The sequence below is a fragment of the Hymenobacter jeongseonensis genome, from assembly GCF_015694725.1.
In the GTDB taxonomy this organism is placed as follows: domain Bacteria; phylum Bacteroidota; class Bacteroidia; order Cytophagales; family Hymenobacteraceae; genus Hymenobacter; species Hymenobacter jeongseonensis.
Window position 1 is genome coordinate 47,474 of record NZ_JADQDQ010000005.1, and the last position, 15,494, is coordinate 62,967.

General features: G+C 61.1%; 13 protein-coding genes. 7 read left to right on the plus strand and 6 right to left on the minus strand.

What is annotated here, in order from left to right:
• Positions 1 to 21: 21 nt before the first annotated feature.
• On the plus strand, positions 22 to 411 hold the full coding sequence (gene gloA2, locus I2I05_RS12000) for an SMU1112c/YaeR family gloxylase I-like metalloprotein (RefSeq protein ID WP_196282504.1): 390 nt from the start codon (positions 22 to 24) through the stop codon (positions 409 to 411).
• 117 nt (positions 412 to 528) lie between these two features.
• On the plus strand, positions 529 to 1,248 hold the full coding sequence (locus I2I05_RS12005; protein ID WP_196282505.1) for a DUF421 domain-containing protein: 720 nt from the start codon (positions 529 to 531) through the stop codon (positions 1,246 to 1,248).
• A 9-nt stretch (positions 1,249 to 1,257) separates the two neighbouring features.
• Here I2I05_RS12005 and crcB read toward each other — a convergent pair whose 3' ends face one another.
• Entirely contained in the window at positions 1,258 to 1,629 is a 372-nt protein-coding gene (gene crcB / locus I2I05_RS12010; RefSeq protein ID WP_196282506.1) for a fluoride efflux transporter CrcB, read from the minus strand.
• Positions 1,630 to 1,809: 180 nt separating this feature from the next.
• On the opposite strand from crcB, the gene I2I05_RS12015 reads away from it, so the two are divergent.
• The gene (locus I2I05_RS12015; protein ID WP_196282507.1) at positions 1,810 to 2,772 is read left to right on the plus strand and encodes an aldo/keto reductase; all 963 of its coding nucleotides are present in this window, start codon (positions 1,810 to 1,812) and stop codon (positions 2,770 to 2,772) included.
• 236 nt (positions 2,773 to 3,008) lie between these two features.
• Here the strand turns inward: I2I05_RS12015 and I2I05_RS12020 are convergent, their stop codons facing one another.
• Positions 3,009 to 4,043 (minus strand): transglutaminase-like domain-containing protein, encoded by a 1,035-nt coding sequence (locus tag I2I05_RS12020; protein WP_317192348.1) that lies wholly within the window; start codon positions 4,041 to 4,043, stop codon positions 3,009 to 3,011.
• Positions 4,044 to 4,256: 213 nt separating this feature from the next.
• Here I2I05_RS12020 and I2I05_RS12025 point away from each other — a divergent pair, with 213 nt between their 5' ends.
• Both I2I05_RS12025 and I2I05_RS12030 read left to right on the plus strand, forming a co-directional pair.
• Positions 4,257 to 5,117, plus strand: coding sequence for a helix-turn-helix domain-containing protein (locus I2I05_RS12025; protein WP_196282508.1), 861 nt, complete (start codon positions 4,257 to 4,259; stop codon positions 5,115 to 5,117).
• A 146-nt stretch (positions 5,118 to 5,263) separates the two neighbouring features.
• Entirely contained in the window at positions 5,264 to 5,686 is a 423-nt protein-coding gene (locus I2I05_RS12030) for a DUF983 domain-containing protein (RefSeq protein ID WP_230688301.1), read from the plus strand.
• Between the two features lie 70 nt (positions 5,687 to 5,756).
• Here I2I05_RS12030 and I2I05_RS12035 read toward each other — a convergent pair whose 3' ends face one another.
• Together I2I05_RS12035 and I2I05_RS12040 are read right to left on the minus strand one after the other, a co-directional pair.
• The gene (locus I2I05_RS12035) at positions 5,757 to 7,751 is read right to left on the minus strand and encodes a M1 family metallopeptidase (RefSeq protein WP_196282509.1); all 1,995 of its coding nucleotides are present in this window, start codon (positions 7,749 to 7,751) and stop codon (positions 5,757 to 5,759) included.
• A gap of 81 nt (positions 7,752 to 7,832) precedes the next feature.
• Positions 7,833 to 8,192: a hypothetical protein gene (locus I2I05_RS12040; protein WP_196282510.1), complete on the minus strand. Its 360-nt coding sequence runs from the start codon at positions 8,190 to 8,192 to the stop codon at positions 7,833 to 7,835.
• A gap of 165 nt (positions 8,193 to 8,357) precedes the next feature.
• Here I2I05_RS12040 and serA point away from each other — a divergent pair, with 165 nt between their 5' ends.
• A complete protein-coding gene (gene serA, locus I2I05_RS12045) occupies positions 8,358 to 10,259 on the plus strand; it encodes a phosphoglycerate dehydrogenase (RefSeq protein ID WP_196282511.1) in 1,902 nt (633 codons plus the stop codon).
• 196 nt (positions 10,260 to 10,455) lie between these two features.
• Here serA and I2I05_RS12050 read toward each other — a convergent pair whose 3' ends face one another.
• Positions 10,456 to 11,877 (minus strand): D-alanyl-D-alanine carboxypeptidase/D-alanyl-D-alanine-endopeptidase, encoded by a 1,422-nt coding sequence (locus tag I2I05_RS12050; protein WP_196282512.1) that lies wholly within the window; start codon positions 11,875 to 11,877, stop codon positions 10,456 to 10,458.
• 104 nt (positions 11,878 to 11,981) lie between these two features.
• Positions 11,982 to 13,595 carry a Na+/H+ antiporter gene (locus tag I2I05_RS12055; RefSeq protein WP_196282513.1) on the minus strand — a complete coding sequence of 538 codons (1,614 nt, stop codon included), beginning with the start codon at positions 13,593 to 13,595 and terminating at the stop codon, positions 11,982 to 11,984.
• A gap of 242 nt (positions 13,596 to 13,837) precedes the next feature.
• On the opposite strand from I2I05_RS12055, the gene I2I05_RS12060 reads away from it, so the two are divergent.
• Positions 13,838 to 15,481: a CTP synthase gene (locus I2I05_RS12060; RefSeq protein ID WP_196282514.1), complete on the plus strand. Its 1,644-nt coding sequence runs from the start codon at positions 13,838 to 13,840 to the stop codon at positions 15,479 to 15,481.
• The last annotated feature ends 13 nt before the right edge of the window (positions 15,482 to 15,494 follow it).

A 15,494-nucleotide genomic window follows, 5' to 3' on the forward strand; every position in this document is an offset into this window, starting at 1 on the left:
CTTCACCAAGCCGCTTGCTCTATGCTTTCCCTCTTGGGCCTGCACCACGTTGCCCTTATTTGTTCCGATTACACGGTTTCGAAACGGTTCTACACCGAAGTGCTGGGGCTGCAGGTGCTGAGCGAAACCTACCGCGCCGAGCGGGATTCCTACAAGCTGGACCTAGCCGTGAACGGGCAGTACGTGCTGGAGCTGTTTTCCTTTCCCAACCCGCCCCCGCGCCCCAGCTGGCCCGAGGCCGCCGGCCTGCGCCACCTCGCCTTCGCCGTGGCCGATTTGCCGGCCGCTGTAGCCTGGCTGACGCAGCACGATGTGGCCTGCGAGCCCATCCGCACCGATGAGCTGACGGGCCGGCAGTTCACCTTTTTTTCTGACCCCGACGGGCTGCCGCTGGAGTTTTACGCCGTCTGAGCCTGCTTGCGGCGGGCGGACAACCAGCCTGCAACTGGCCGACTTGCTCAGCGCCAACGAATGATTTGAACAGGATGGGCGGCCACTGCGTAAGCCGGAGCTTATTAATGAGAAGCTATGCCCCTGTTTCTGGCCGAACCCGTTACCCCGTTTGATTGGCAGCGCCTGCTGTGGACCGGCGAACAAACGCCGCTGTATGCCCTGGAGGTGGTGGCGCGGTGCATTGCCACGTACCTCATGCTGCTGGCCGCTCTGCGCATCACCGGGCGGCGCAGCGTGAAGCAGCTGTCGTTGTTTGAGCTCAGCATCGTTATCGGGTTGGGCTCGATTGCGGGCGACACCATGTTTTACCCCGAAGTACCACTCAGCCATGCCGTTATCGTGTTTGGCGTGGTGATGGGCCTGTACTGGTTGTTCAACTACTTCACCGAGGTATCGCCCAAATTCAGCGACTGGATGGAGGGCAAAGACGTGCTGCTCCTCCAAAAAGGCCAACTGCACTGGGACAATTTCAACCAGCAAAACCTCACCCAAAAGGAGCTGTTTGGCGAGCTGCGCCAGCAGCAGGTTGAGCACCTGGGCCAGCTAAAAGCCGTGTACAGCGAAGCCACCGGCGACCTGAGCCTGTTTTTTTACGAAGATGCCGACGTGTGTCCCGGCCTGTCCATCATCCCCGAAGAACTGGCCCGCGCCTCCGAAAGCATTGCCTCGGCCGGTGCCCATGCCTGCACCACCTGCGGCCATGTGCAGGACTTGCAGCCCATGCCCGCCTTCGCCTGCCCCATCTGCCGCCAAAAGTGCTGGCTGCCGGCCAGCACGGCGCGGCGCATCACGTAGCCGCCGGCCTCAGCCCCGCGCTAGCCAGTAGCCGGCGCCGGCCACCAGCACCCCTACCGCCACGCTGCCGCCCGCGTACAGCGCGGCCAAGCCCACATGGCCCGCGCGCAGCAAACCCACATTTTCCAGCGCAAACGCTGAGAACGTAGTAAAGCCCCCGCACACGCCCGTGATGAGCAGCAGCCGCCACGCCTGGCCTAATTCATGTCGTTCTAGCAGGCCCAGAAACAGGCCCGCCAGCAGGCAGCCCAGCGCGTTCACGGCGCCCGTGCCCACGGGCCAGGCCAGCGGCCAGCGGCCCTGCACGTATTGCTGCATCAAGTAGCGCGCGATAGCACCCAAGCCTCCGCCCGCGCCGATAAGAAGCCAGGAATAATTCATAGCGGCAAACTTACGCGCCCCAGCGGCGCGGCCTTTTTTAGGCGGCCAAGCTTTGACAGAACTCACTCGGGGATGCCGCAGTACCGCACCCCACCCGCAACCACAAGGCCGGCTGGTCGGTTAAACAACCCGCGCCGCCTTGTCGCGGCCCTCAACTCCTACTTCCTTTTCCGCCATTCCATGCAAACCCGACCACTCGGCCGCTCCGGCCTTTCCATTTCGCCCCTCATGCTGGGCGGCAACGTCTTCGGCTGGACCATCGACGAAGCCACTTCTTTTGCTGTGCTCGATGCCTTTGTGGCCGGCGGCGGCAATGCCATTGATACCGCCGATGGCTACTCGGTGTGGGTGCCCGGCCACGTGGGCGGCGAATCCGAAACCATCATCGGCAAGTGGCTGCAGCGGCGCGGCCGGCGCGACGATGTCGTCATCGCCACCAAAGTGGGCTGGGAAGTGAACCCCGATAACAAAGGCCTGAAAAAGGACTACATCCTGCGCGCCGTGGAAGGCTCGCTCAAGCGCCTGCAGACCGATTACATCGACCTCTACCAATCGCACAAAGACGACCCCACCACGCCCGTAGAGGAAACGCTGGAAGCCTACGCGCAACTCGTGAAAGCAGGAAAAGTGCGCGTCATCGGCGCATCCAACTTCACAAAGGAGCGCCTGAGCGAGTCTTTGGCCGCCAGCAAGCAGCACGGTTTCCCGCGCTACGAAACCCTGCAAAACCTCTACAACCTGTACGACCGGGAAGATTTTGAACAGAACCTGGCCCCGCTCCTGCTGCAGGAAAACATCGGTGCCATTCCGTATTACGGGCTGGCGGCCGGCTTCCTCACCGGCAAGTACCGCACCGAGGCCGACCTGCAAAAAAGCCCGCGCGGCGGCGGCGTCGGCCAGAAATACCTCAACGAAAAAGGCCTTGCCCTGCTCACCGCCATCGACGCTGTGGCCGACCGCCAGCAGGCCACGCCCGCCCAAGTCGCATTGGCGTGGCTGATGCAGGCGCCCAGCGTGACGGCGCCCATCGCCAGCGCCACCAGCGTGGGCCAGGTCACGGAGCTGCTCGAAGCCACGGAATTGCGCCTCAGCGCCGAGGACTTGGCAACGCTGGAGAAAGCGCAGCCGATAAGCGCGAATTAAAAGCCCTCCTTCAAGCAACCAGTCCGTCCTGCTACGCTTGCCGAAGCATTTCTACCGCGGCCGGCTGCAAACCCAAGCTCCTGTCATGCTGACGGAGGAAGCATTTTATCGCGGCAGAACAAATCGTCCAAACGTGCTAAGATGCTTCCTCCGTCAGTATGATAAAAGGAATGGAAGATGAGCTTTGCCTGCGCTCTGCAGGACAGCATTTCTGCTTCTACTGAACAAACCGTGCCTTACTTCTTGGTCACGTCCGCAAACTCATAAGTCCGAGTTACTTCCAAAGGCTTGCCATCGGCTTCGGCGTAGGGATACACGAAGTAGTTGAGCGGCGCCGCGGTTTGCTTGGGGGCAAGTTCCAAGTCACGGCCGCGAGTGAATTCCACGCGGTTTTCGTCGTGGGCACCGAAGAAGTAGTTGCGCTTGTCCGGGTTCTTCGCTGCTTCGGAAGCATCCACCGGCACCCAACCGGTTTCCGTGGTGTAGAATTCGGCCCAGCAGTGGTAGCCTTTGATTTCGCCCTTGCCGCGCTCGGTGGGCAGCGGCAGCCCGATGCTGAACCGCGCCGGAATACCCACCGACCGGCAATACCCGATGACGATGGCGTGAAAATCGGTGCAATTGCCGCGGCGGGCGTCGCAGGCGTAATAAATGTCGCCGCGGCCCCAGCCCTGGCCGGTTTTATCGTAGGTCACGGTGCTCACTACGTGTTCGTAGATAGCGCGGGCCTTGTCGAGGTCGGTTTTGGCGTTGGCCTTGGTTACTACTTCTTGGGCCTGCTGCTTGATTTTGGCGTCGAGCGGCACGAGGCGGTCGGGCGCGAGCCAGCGGGCCATGTTTGGGTCGGCCTTTTCTTTTTTGCTAGGCTTGGTTGGGGAGGTGCCGTTAGCACTCAGGTTCAGGTGTTCGCGGCGGGTGATGGTGGCCGTCAGCTTCACCACCAGCGGAGCCGTGGGCGCGGCCGCTAGCCGGAAATGCAGCATTTGGTTGCCGTATGTGCCTTTTTCAATCTTGTAGGGCACGGGCGACTCAATTTTGAGGTCACGCACCTCCTGGTTGGCGTCGGGATGGGGCACGGGCAGCCAAAAATCCACGGCTTTGGTGCCGGTAGGCGCTACGGGCACGGTAGCGGTGCTGGTGAGCACAAAGGTGCGGCTGCGCTTGGCCGGGGCAACCGGCTTGTGTTCGGAAGCACTAAAGCTGGCAAGTAGTCCACAAGCACCCAGCAGCCCAGCCCAAACGGCCGAGCGGTTCAATAAAGACGTATTCACAACAACGGACACTAAAACGCTGCTGGCGGGCGTCGGCAATGCTGGTTTGGAGCTTAAGTAGTGCTCCAAATCAACGACCAAGGCGCGGGGCCCCGCTCGTTGACGCGACGCCGCAAGGGCGCCCGCCAGTCAGGGCCAACCAGACCCCAGCAGTACCCAAAGGTACGACCTGCCGCGCGGTGGCTATTTTCGCCGCCTATACTCGTCCTGTCCATGAAAACTACTGGTCCTCCAGTTCTTGCCCTCGCCTCGTTTCCGCAAGCGCAGGCGGCGCAGCCCTATTACTGCGAGCGGCTGGAAACCCACGTGGTCCGGTTTCCGCACGTGAACGTGCCCCATGCCCATGATTTTTATTTGCTGCTCTACATCAGCGAAGGCACGGGCACGCACACCGTGGACTTGGTAACTTACGAATTGCGGCCAGGCAGCCTGTTTTTCCTGGCACCGGGCCAGGTGCACCACTGGCAATTGGGGGCCGATGTGCGCGGATTCGTGGTTTTTTTTGATACCGATTTCTACCTGTTTCGCTATCCGGGGAACGGCCTCTACGGCTACCCGTTTTTCAACAGTTCCCACTCGCCGGCTCTACAACTGGCGCCCAACGAATGCGAGTTCCGGCCCTTATTCGAGCAGTTGTTCCAAGAATACGCCGAGCCGCAGGCCAACCAAGCCGAAGTATTCTGCACCTATCTGCACCTGTGCCTGGAACTGGCCACCCGCCACTACCCCGCCCTGCCCGCTGCCGAATCCAACCCCGCCCAGCAGCAAATCCGCCAGTTGGGCGCCCTGCTCAACCAGCACTACCGCACCAAACGCAGCGTGCGCGACTACGCCGACTTGCTGCATCTCAGCGCCAACCACCTCAATGCGCTGTGCCGCCGCGTGCTTAATAAAACAGCCAGCGCCCTCATTCACGAACGGGTGATTGTGGAAGCGCAACGCCTGCTCAGCCACTCGGCGCTGGGCGTGGCGCAAGTAGCCTACGAGCTTGGTTTTGAAGACGCTTCGTACTTCGTGCGCTACTTCCGCAAGTACGCCGGCACCACGCCCGAAGCGTTTCGGCAGCAGCGTTGATTTGTGCTGTAAGTGCCTGAAAGGAGGCTGCGCGGGCGGGCAAGGAGGTCGGTAATTTTGTATCAGAAAACAGCTGCGCCCCACGCTGGTATACTACCAGCCATTTGTCCGTATAGGCTGTTATCACTTCTCCCGTCCCTTTCCTCATGGAAGCTCCCCTCGAATCTTCTTCCCTGGCTTTGTTGGCGTTGCGCTGCCCGCGCTGCCACCAAGGCAAGCTCTTCAGCCACTCCGCGCTCAACATCAGCAAGTTTGCGCGCATGCCGGCGCAGTGCCCCGTGTGCGGGCAGTCGTTTGAGCCCGAACCAGGCTTTTATTTCGGCTCGATGTACATCACCTTCGCCTTCAACGTGGCCACCATGTTTGCCGTGGGCATCCCGCTGTACTTCCTCTTCGGCGACCCCGACACCTGGGTCTACGTGGTGACGGTGACCGTGGTAGCGCTGCTCCTCACGCCGCTCATCCTTCGGTATTCCCGCGCCATCATGCTCTATCTTTTCGGCGGGGCGCGCTACGATGCCGACTGGCACAAACACCGCCACGCCACCACTGGCAGTAACGATTTTTAAGGACGAAAACAAAAAAGCCCCGGCTGCTCAAATTGCAGCCGGGGCTTTTTCGTTTTGAGTTAACGCAGACTTAGCGCAGCACCTGCGCCCGCCACACGTTGTTGTTAGGGTTAGCGTCGGGCAAGAGCTTGCTGGCGTTCAGGCGCACGAGCGTGAGCGGCGTGGTGGAGTTGTAGCGGAACGTCCAGGTGCCGCCGCGCTGCCAGATTTCCACGGGCAGCTTTACGCGGCTGGTTTTGCCGTTGGTTTCGGTCACTTGGGCCGTGACGGGCATGGCGGCCTGGCCCCGGTTTTCGATGGTGATGAGCGCGCCTTGTGCGGGGTCTTGGTTCACATATGCCACAGTGGTCACGGCCTGGTCTAGGGTCCAGTTGTTGTACACCCACTCGCGCCAGAACCAAGTCAGGTCTTCGCCGCTGGCTTCGTGCATGGTCCGGAAAAAGTCTTTGGGCTGCGGGTGCTTGAAGGCCCAGCGCTTAATGTAGGTCCGGAAAGCGTAGTCGAACCGCTCGGGGCCCAGCACCTCTTCGCGCAGCAAAAACAAGCCGTAGCCCATTTTGCTGTAGGCCGCAAAGCCCAGGTTGCGGGCCTGCGTCACGTCGGGCACGGTGTAGGGCGGGTCCACGGCGGGGTTGGCAATGGCCTGGGCCAGGCCCTGCGCCAGCCGCACGGTGTCGTTCAAGGACTTGTACTCGCCGTTATTGAAGGCATTGGTCGAGAGAATGTTGATGAAAGTATTAAAGCCTTCGTCCATCCACGGATACTTGCGCTCGTTCGAGCCCACAATCATTGGAAACCAGTTGTGGCCAAACTCATGGTCCGTCACGCCCCACAGGTCTTCTTTGCGGGCTTTGGCGCCGCAGAATACGATGCCGGGGTACTCCATGCCGCCCACCACGCCGGCCACGTTGGTGGCCGCGGGGTAGGTGTATTCGTACCACTGCTTCGAGTTGTATTCGATGCTCTTTTTCACGTATTCCGTCGAACGGTTCCAGGCTGTATCCTGCGCCGATTCCGTCGGGTACAGCGACATGGCGATGGACTTTCGGCCGCTGGGCAGGTTCATTTTAGCGGCATCCCAGATAAAGGCGGCCGAGGCAGCCCAGGCCACGTCGCGGGCCTGCTGGCAGCGGAAGTGCCAGGTCAGGCGGCCGTTTTTGCCGGCCGGGCGGGAGTTGGCTTGCGTCACCTCGTCGGCCGAGCGCACCAGCACGGTTTTGTCGGAGCCCGCGGCCTGGACCAGTCGCTTCTGCTGGGTAGCGGTTAGCACTTCGGCCGGGTTCACCAGCTCGCCCGAGCCGCCCACGATGAAGTTGGCGGGCACGTTGATGGTGTAGTCGTAGTTGCCGTACTCGAGGTAAAACTCGGCCGACAGGTAGGGCAGCGTGTTCCAGCCTTCCACGTCGTCGTACACCGCCATGCGCGGGTACCACTGCGCTACTTCAAAGATTTCGCCGTTTTTGGTTTTGAGGCGGCCCAGGCGGTCGGCGCCGTACTCGGGAATGTTGAAGCCGTAGCTGATGCGGATACCAAGCTTGTCGCCTTTGGGCCGCAAGTCTTCGGGCAACAGGATTTGCATGCGCGTGTCGTACACGCGGTAGTTGGCTTTCAGCTTTTTACCGTGGAAGTCAATGGTTACGGTTTGCAGCGAGTCGCCACCCCGAAACCCGCGTGCGGCATTGCCAAAGCGCCCACCAGCCACCGGCGTGGCCGCCGCCCCGCGCGAGTCGTTGCGGAACAGGTTTTGGTCGAGCTGCAGCCACACGAACGGCAGGCGGTCGGGGCTGTTGTTGGTGTAGGTGATGTCGACGGTGGCCGTCACACGGGCCGTTTTGTCGTCGAGGCTGGCGTTGATTTTATAGTCAGCCGCATTTTGCCAGTAGGCGGCGCCGGGCTGGCCGCCAGCCGTGCGCGTAGGCGTGGCCAGCTGCTCGATGAACGACGGGTTGAACAGCGTGCGGGCATCGTAGGCTGGGCCGGTGGGCACTTGCTGCGCCCAAGCCGCGCCGGCCGTAGAGAGCAGGGCCGCGCCCAGCAGCAAGCCGGGGAGGAAAGGTATTTTCATGAAAAACAATAAGTGAAACAAAAACACAGAAATAGCAAAAAGCCTATTTCTTCGGCCAAAGGTAATAGCGGCACCGGCCCGCTACCCCAGCCGCGCCCGCACCATTTCCATCAGCCCGTTGAGGTCCGCTGAATCCATTTCCTCGGCCCGAATAAACGGCTGCAGCTCGCCCGATTCCAGTACGGCAAAAGCGGCCGGCAGCCGGTGTTGCTGCCATTGCGAATGGTCGCGCACAAATTCGTCGCGGTGCAGGAATTCAACTGGCACGGGCAGCTGCTGCACAAAGGCTTTCCACTCCGGCCGCATGGAAGTAGCGCCATACGTGACAGCGCACAGCGAGCACGGATACGTGGCCGGCGAGAGGATTTTGTGGAATGCGTCTTTTAGTCCCGGCAACAGGCCGCCATCGGCGTTGTACACAAAAAGCAGGCGTTGGGGCATGAATTGGGCTCTTGTTGGTGGTGAAGCGCGACCACCTTGCGCGTACTTCGCTTGCGCCGTAATGGCGATGAAAAAGCCGGGGCAAGATAGGCGCGTCCTTCCCATCGGTCACAAAAATTCCCGTGAACGTCGCTTTTGCCTGAACGCGGCGGCATCTTTGTACATATGTCTGCTCCTGCTGCCCCCCTGCCCTACCTCGTCTTCGACTTTGATTCGACCTTCACGCAAGTGGAAGGCCTCGATGAGCTGGCCGACATTGCCCTGCAAGGCCACCCCGACCAGGCCACGGTGGTCGCTCAAATTCGGGCCCTCACGGACCAAGGCATGGCCGGCGAAATTGGCTTTCAGGAGTCCTTGAGTAAGCGGCTGGCGCTGCTGGGCGCCAACGAAAAGCACCTGGCGCCGCTGGTGGCCCGCCTGCAAACCAAGGTGAGCGAGAGCATCCGCCGCAACGGCGACTTCTTCCGCCGCTTCGCCGACCGGATTTATGTGGTGAGCAGCGGATTCCGGGAGTTTATCGAGCCCGTGGTGGCCGAGTTCGGCATCGCGCCCGGCCACGTGCTGGCCAACACCTTCACCTTTGACGAGGCGGGCAACATCACCGGCTGCGACCCGGCCAACGTGCTGAGCCGCGACGGCGGAAAAATCCGCCAGCTCGTGCTGCTCGATTTGGACGGACCCGTCTATGTACTCGGCGACGGGTATACCGACTACCAAATCCGCGAGGCCGGACTGGCCCACCGCTTTTACGCTTACACCGAGAATGTTAGCCGCCCCACAGTGGTGGCCCAAGCCGACGAAGTTCTCCCAACCTTCGACGAGTTTTTGTACCAACTAAAACTTCCCATGACTCTTTCGTACCCCAAAAACCGCATTAAGGTCCTCCTGCTTGAAAACCCCGATGCCCGCGCCAAAGAGTTATTCAGCGCCGAAGGCTACCAAGTAGAAACCGTGCCCGGCGGCTTGGACGAAGATGAGCTGATTCAGCGAATTGAGGGCGTGAGCATCCTCGGCATCCGCAGCAAAACGCAGGTGACGGAGCGGGTACTCGAAGCAGCCAACCGGCTGATTGCCATCGGCGCGTTTTGCATCGGCACCAACCAAATTGAGCTGGCCGAGGCCATGAAGCGCGGTGTGGCCGTGTTCAACGCCCCATTTAGCAACACCCGCTCGGTAGTGGAGCTGGCCCTGGGCGAAATCATTGTGCTGGCCCGCCGCATCCCCGAAAAGAACCCCAAAATGCACGCTGGCGAGTGGGACAAGTCGGCCAACGGCTCGTTCGAGATTCGCGGCAAAACGCTGGGCATTGTGGGCTACGGCAACATCGGCTCGCAGCTGTCGGTGGTAGCTGAGGCCGTGGGGATGAAAGTGGTTTATTTCGACATCGCTGAAAAGCTCCAGCTTGGCAACGCCGTGAAATGCCGCACGCTGGAAGAACTGCTGGCCGTAGCAGATGTAGTAACGCTGCACATCGACGGGCGCCCCGCCAATGAGAACTTCATCGGCGCCCCGGAATTTGCCCAGATGAAGCCCGGCGCGCTGTTCCTCAACAACGCCCGCGGCCACGTCGTGGACGTGCCGGCCCTAGCCGCCGCCCTGCGCTCCGGTCACCTCGGCGGCGCAGCCGTGGATGTATTCCCCTACGAACCCAAAACCAACCACGAAAGCTTTGAAAACGAGCTTCGCGGCCTGCCCAACGTGCTGCTCACACCCCACATCGGCGGCAGCACGGCCGAGGCCCAGCGCAACATCGCCGAGTTTGTGCCCGAGCGCATCATGGCCTACATCAACACCGGCAACACCCAGCAGTCGGTCAACTTCCCCAACATCCAGCTGCCGGTGCAGCAGGCCCACCGCCTCATCCACATCCACGCCAACGTGCCCGGCGTGCTCGCCAAAATCAACAACGTGCTGGCCGCCCATCACGTCAACATCCTGGGTCAGTACCTGAAAACCAACGAGCTAATCGGCTACGTGATAACGGACATCAACCGCGAGTACGACCAGGAAGTAATCAAGGCGTTGCGTGAGGTAGAGCACACCATCAAGTTCCGGGTGCTGTATTAAGAATGTGTTGGGATTTAGAAAAATACCTCCCCTTTCAGAACGTCATGCTGAGCGGAGTCGAAGCATCTCTACCGCTTCGTACGGGACCGTTCAACGAAGCGGTAGAGATGCTTCGATTCCGCTCAGCATGACGCGAAATTAGAATCTAAACACGTTCTGAGGGCAGTTTTCCCTTAAGCTCTGGATGCGCGGGCGCCTACAGCCGGTCGCGTACCTGGCGCAGCAGGCGTTCCATTTCGTTGCGCACGGGCTGGTCGTCGGCCGGGTAGCCGTTGTTGAAGAACGTGACGGCCACCAGACGGCCGGTTTTGGTGCGCACGTAGCCGCAGAGGTTCACGGTATTGGTGAGCGTGCCGGTTTTGCCCCAAAACCAGGTACCGGTGGCATCGCGGTAGCGCTTGCGCAGGGTGCCCTGGCCGCCGCCGGCCGCTAGCACGTTCAGCAGGCGCGGCTCCTCTACTTCCTGGTGCAGCTTGAGCAACAGGGCCGTAAACGTGCGCGGCGTGACGAGGTTGAGGCGCGAAAGGCCCGAGCCATCCACCCACACGGGCTTGTCCGGCAGGGTGTTGAGGTGTTTGCGGAGCGCGACGCGGATGGCGCGGCTGGTGCTCAGCGAGTCGTGCCCGAGCGTGGTGCTGCACATCAGCAGCAGCTGCTCGGCCAGGAAATTGTCGCTCACGCGCAGCATGCGGCGGTAAAGCGAATCGACGGGCAGGCCGCGCAAGGTGCGCACTTCATCCGTTTTTCTGGGCCGCCATTGCGCCCCTACGATGGCCCGGCGCAGCGTGTCGCCCATCATGCGCAGCAGCAGCGTGCGGCTGGTGCTAAATGGCACTTCGTCAATCCATTTCTTAGTTGAGGGCAGGGTGTAGAAGCGGTTGGTGAGCGGGTCGCGGCGCACGTGGGTGTCGGGGTCGATGTCTGGCGACAGGAAGTTGGCCGGCGCAAGCTCTGTGAGCGGCGCAAACGAGCGGGGCAGCACTCGGACGCGCTGCGGCAAGGGCAGTCCCAGTTTCGCAGAGGCCCCGCCGGCGCGCTGGACCGGGCGCAATGGCGCGGCGGCGTAGAACCGCACGGTGTTGCCATAAATCGGGAAAGCGGTGCGCTCGGGCTGGAAATAGAAGGTGTAGTCGTCCCAGCTCCAGCTGGGGCCGTAGGCGGGTACGCTGGCAATGTCGCAGTAGGCCAGCATCTTCTCGGGCCGGGTGGCCAGGAACGTGTAGGCCCGGCGGCTGGGTACGTCGCCGTGCAGGAAAGTGGGGTCGCCGGTGCCCTGGAAAAACAGGGTGTCGCCCCGGGAGAAATAGCGCAGGCTGGGCAGCGAGTCGGGCAGCAGTTTCAGCCCCGCGTAGAAGCTGAACAGCTTCATGGTGCTGGCCGGGGTGAAATACCGGCTGTCGTTGTAGCCAAACAGGGTTTCGCCGGTGGCAGCGTCGGCCAGGCTAATGCCTACTTGGTGCTGGCGGAGCACGGCGGAGCTGTCCACCAGGTTTTGGAGCCACGGCAATTTCCCCGCCGGAATCACCACGGCCAGCGGTGTATCCGTGGATTGGGCGCAGGCTGGCAACTGGGTGGCGCCCAGCGCCAGCAACAACAGAAAGTAAATGGGACGTAGCACGAGACGAAATTACGCAGCTTATAAGCCCATCCGGGGACATTTCACGAAATAAAAAAGGGTGGCCGGCCGCATTCGGCTCTCCAAACCAAGCGGCCGGGCGGCGTCTATTCGGGATGTTCGATGTGGAGTACTTTGGCCTCGTCCAAATCGAGCTGGGCCTCCTGTTGGCGCAGCACTTCGTCCTCAAACACGTTGTGGCGGCGCATTTGAAACAGCTCGTCGCGCTGCACGCGCAGCACGTCCAGCAGCACGCGGTGGTATTGGTGCAGGGCCTCGCGCTGCGATTCGTCGCATTCTATCGACGCCAGGGTTTGGGCGGTGAGCTGCACCTCGCTTTCCATGCGCTGGTGCAAGCGGGCCACGAGCTTGTTGCCGCCCATTTCGGTAGCGTATTGCTGTTTCAGGTGCGCAATGGCCGCTTTGCGCAGCCGGAGCCGCACGCCGGCTTCCTGCTCTTCGGGCGGCACGGCTTCGTCTAGTTGGCTGAGCTTGGTGAAGCGGATTAGCGCCGGCAGCGTGAGCCCCTGGAAAACCAGCGTGACCAGAATGACGACGAAGGTGATGAAAAGTATCAGGTTGCGCTGCGGAAACGGCTGCCCGTTGGCCAGGAGCGGAATGGACAAGGCCGCAGCCAGCGACACCACGCCCCGCATGCCGGCCCAGCCCAGCACCAGCGGCCCCTGCCAGCCCGGGCTCGTCTCGTTGTTGCGAATGCGCGCACTCCACAAGCGCGGCAAAAAGGCCGCCGGGTATATCCAAAGCAGCCGAATCAGAATGACAATGACGCTGATAATAAGACCGTAGGAAATGGCCTGCTGCAACGAATAATCCCCCAGTCCTTCGACCGCAATGGGCAGCTGCAAGCCAATGAGAATGAAAACCAAACCGTTCAGTACGAAGCTGACGCTGGCCCACACGCCGGTGGCTTGCAGCCGGGTACTGGCATCGAACACGGAATGGGAGAAAAACGACAGCAGCAGGCCGCCACTCACCACCGCCAGCACGCCCGAAAAGTGGAACTCCTCGGCCACGAGGTACATCACGTAGGGTGCCATCAAGGTAAGCGCCGTGTTGATGCTGGGCGTGGTGGGCAGGTATTTGTGAATCGAGTAGAAGACATACGCCGTGCCCACGCCCACTACGATGCCCATGCTGCTCGTCAGCAGGAAACTGGTGGCGGCCTGCTGCCACACAAACGTGCCCGAGAGCACCGCGGCCAGCGCAAATCGAAACACAATCAAACTGGACGCGTCGTTGAGCAGGCTTTCGCCGCCCAGGATGGCCAGCACCCGTTTTGGCACTTTGATTCCCTTCAGGACGGAAGTGGCGGCCACGGCATCGGGTGGCGAGATGATGCCGCCCAGCAAGAACCCCAACGCCAGCGTGAACCCCGGAATCATGGCCTGCGCCACGTAGGCCACGATTACGGAAGTAAACAGCACCAGCCCAAAGGCCAGCAGTCCGATGGGCCGCTTCCAGCGCCAGAAGTCGCGCCACGAGGTATACCACGCCGCTTCGTAGAGCAAAGGCGGCAAGAATATCAAAAATATAAGGTCCGGCTCGATGGCGATGCGCGGCAATCCGGGCACGAAACCCAGCACCAACCCGCCCAGCACCAGGAAAATGGGGTACGATATCCGCAGCTTCTGCCCAAGCATGACCAGCAAAAAGACAGCAAAGAGCAGCCCGAGGATGAGAAGCAAGTTTTCGTGCAGCATGAGCCAACCAATTAAGCATGCAAAGTAAGAACGTCATGCTGAGCGAAGCCGAAGCATCTCTACCGGTGAAGTAATTAAAGCCGGCACAACGAAGCAGTAGAGATGCTTCGGCTTCGCTCAGCATGACGTTCTTAACCTACTCCCGTTGCGGCTTCTGAAGCTCAAAAGTTGCCTGGCCGCCCTACCCCACCTGCAACTTTTCCCGCATCCCAATTTCCGTTGCCGTACTTTTGACTCCCGTCATGCCCGAACGCTCCAATCCCCCCTCCGCGTCGGCAGCGAAATACATTTTCGTTACCGGCGGCGTCACTTCTTCACTCGGCAAAGGAATTATTTCCGCCTCGCTGGCCAAGCTTCTGCAAGCCCGCGGGTTCCGAGTCACCATCCAGAAGTTCGACCCCTACATCAACATCGACCCCGGTACGCTCAACCCGTACGAACACGGCGAGTGCTACGTGACCGACGACGGCGCCGAAACCGACCTCGACCTCGGCCACTACGAGCGGTTCCTCAATACGCCGACCTCGCAGGCCAACAACGTGACCACGGGCCGCATCTACGACACCGTGATTCGGCGCGAGCGCGAAGGCGCTTTCCTCGGCAAAACGGTGCAGGTAGTGCCCCACATCACCGACGAAATCAAGCGGCGCATGTTGTTGCTAGGCCAAAACGGCCAGTTCGACGTGGTTATCACCGAAATCGGCGGCTGCATCGGCGACATCGAGAGCCTGCCCTTTGTGGAGGCCGTGCGCCAGCTCCGCTGGGAGCTGGCCGATTCCGATTCGCTGGTAATACACCTCACGCTGCTGCCTTATTTGAAGGCCGCCGGCGAATTGAAGACCAAGCCCACCCAGCACTCGGTGCGCGACCTGCGCGAAGCCGGCCTGCAGCCCGACATTCTGGTGTGCCGCTCCGAGCACCCGATTCCGGCCGAGATGCGCCGCAAAATCGCGCTGTTCTGCAACGTCAAAATCAACTCCGTTATCGAGTCGCTCGACGCCGACAGTATCTATTCGGTGCCGCTGCTCATGCGCAAGGAAGGCCTCGACGAGCGGGTTATCAAGCGCCTGAAACTAACCGGCGGCACCCCGCAGCCCGACTTGGAGGCCTGGAAAGACTTCCTCGGCAAGCTAAAAAACCCCACCGAGGAAGTGACCATTGCCTTGGTAGGCAAGTACGTGGAGCTGCCAGACGCTTACAAATCCATCAACGAATCCTTCGTGCACGCCGGCGCCCAAAACGAGTGCAAGGTCACGCTGCGCAGCATTCAATCGGAGCACATCACGGCCGAAAACGTGGCCAGCCTGCTGCACGGCTGCGACGGCGTGCTGGTAGCGCCCGGCTTCGGCGAGCGCGGCTTTGAAGGCAAAATCAACGCCGTGCGCTACGTGCGGGAAAACAACATTCCGTTCTTCGGCATCTGCCTGGGCATGCAAGTGGCCGTGGTGGAATTTGCCCGGCACGTGCTGGCGCTGCCCAATGCCAACTCCACGGAAATGGACGCCCTCACGCCCAACCCCGTGATTGCCATGATGGAGGAGCAGAAAAACATCACCATGAAAGGCGGCACCATGCGCCTCGGCGCCTACGCCTGCGACCTGCGCCGCGGCTCGAAAGCGGCCAAAGCTTACGGCCGCAACCACATCAGCGAGCGCCACCGCCACCGCTACGAGTTCAACAACCAGTTCTTGGCCCAATTTGAGGAAGCAGGCATGCAGATGACCGGCACCAACCCCGATACGGGCTTGGTGGAAGTCATTGAACTCCCAAATCATCCGTGGTTTGTGGCCGGCCAGTTTCACCCCGAGCTGAAAAGCACGGTGGAGCAGCCGCACCCCCTGTTTACGCGGTTTGTGCGGGCGGCTATTCAGTACCGCAAGGGCTAGATAAGCCCGTAGC

Excerpts from the sequence above, each read along its gene's own strand:
- serA (WP_196282511.1), top strand. The coding sequence starts at position 8,358 with ATGTCTGCTCCTGCTGCCCCCCTGCCCTACCTCGTCTTCGACTTTGAT.
- I2I05_RS12035 (WP_196282509.1), bottom strand. The coding sequence starts at position 7,751 with ATGAAAATACCTTTCCTCCCCGGCTTGCTGCTGGGCGCGGCCCTGCTC.
- I2I05_RS12030 (WP_230688301.1), top strand. The coding sequence starts at position 5,264 with ATGGAAGCTCCCCTCGAATCTTCTTCCCTGGCTTTGTTGGCGTTGCGC.
- I2I05_RS12025 (WP_196282508.1), top strand. The coding sequence starts at position 4,257 with ATGAAAACTACTGGTCCTCCAGTTCTTGCCCTCGCCTCGTTTCCGCAA.
- I2I05_RS12005 (WP_196282505.1), top strand. The coding sequence starts at position 529 with ATGCCCCTGTTTCTGGCCGAACCCGTTACCCCGTTTGATTGGCAGCGC.
- crcB (WP_196282506.1), bottom strand. The coding sequence starts at position 1,629 with ATGAATTATTCCTGGCTTCTTATCGGCGCGGGCGGAGGCTTGGGTGCT.
- I2I05_RS12055 (WP_196282513.1), bottom strand. The coding sequence starts at position 13,595 with ATGCTGCACGAAAACTTGCTTCTCATCCTCGGGCTGCTCTTTGCTGTC.
- I2I05_RS12060 (WP_196282514.1), top strand. The coding sequence starts at position 13,838 with ATGCCCGAACGCTCCAATCCCCCCTCCGCGTCGGCAGCGAAATACATT.
- I2I05_RS12040 (WP_196282510.1), bottom strand. The coding sequence starts at position 8,192 with ATGCCCCAACGCCTGCTTTTTGTGTACAACGCCGATGGCGGCCTGTTG.
- I2I05_RS12015 (WP_196282507.1), top strand. The coding sequence starts at position 1,810 with ATGCAAACCCGACCACTCGGCCGCTCCGGCCTTTCCATTTCGCCCCTC.
- gloA2 (WP_196282504.1), top strand. The coding sequence starts at position 22 with ATGCTTTCCCTCTTGGGCCTGCACCACGTTGCCCTTATTTGTTCCGAT.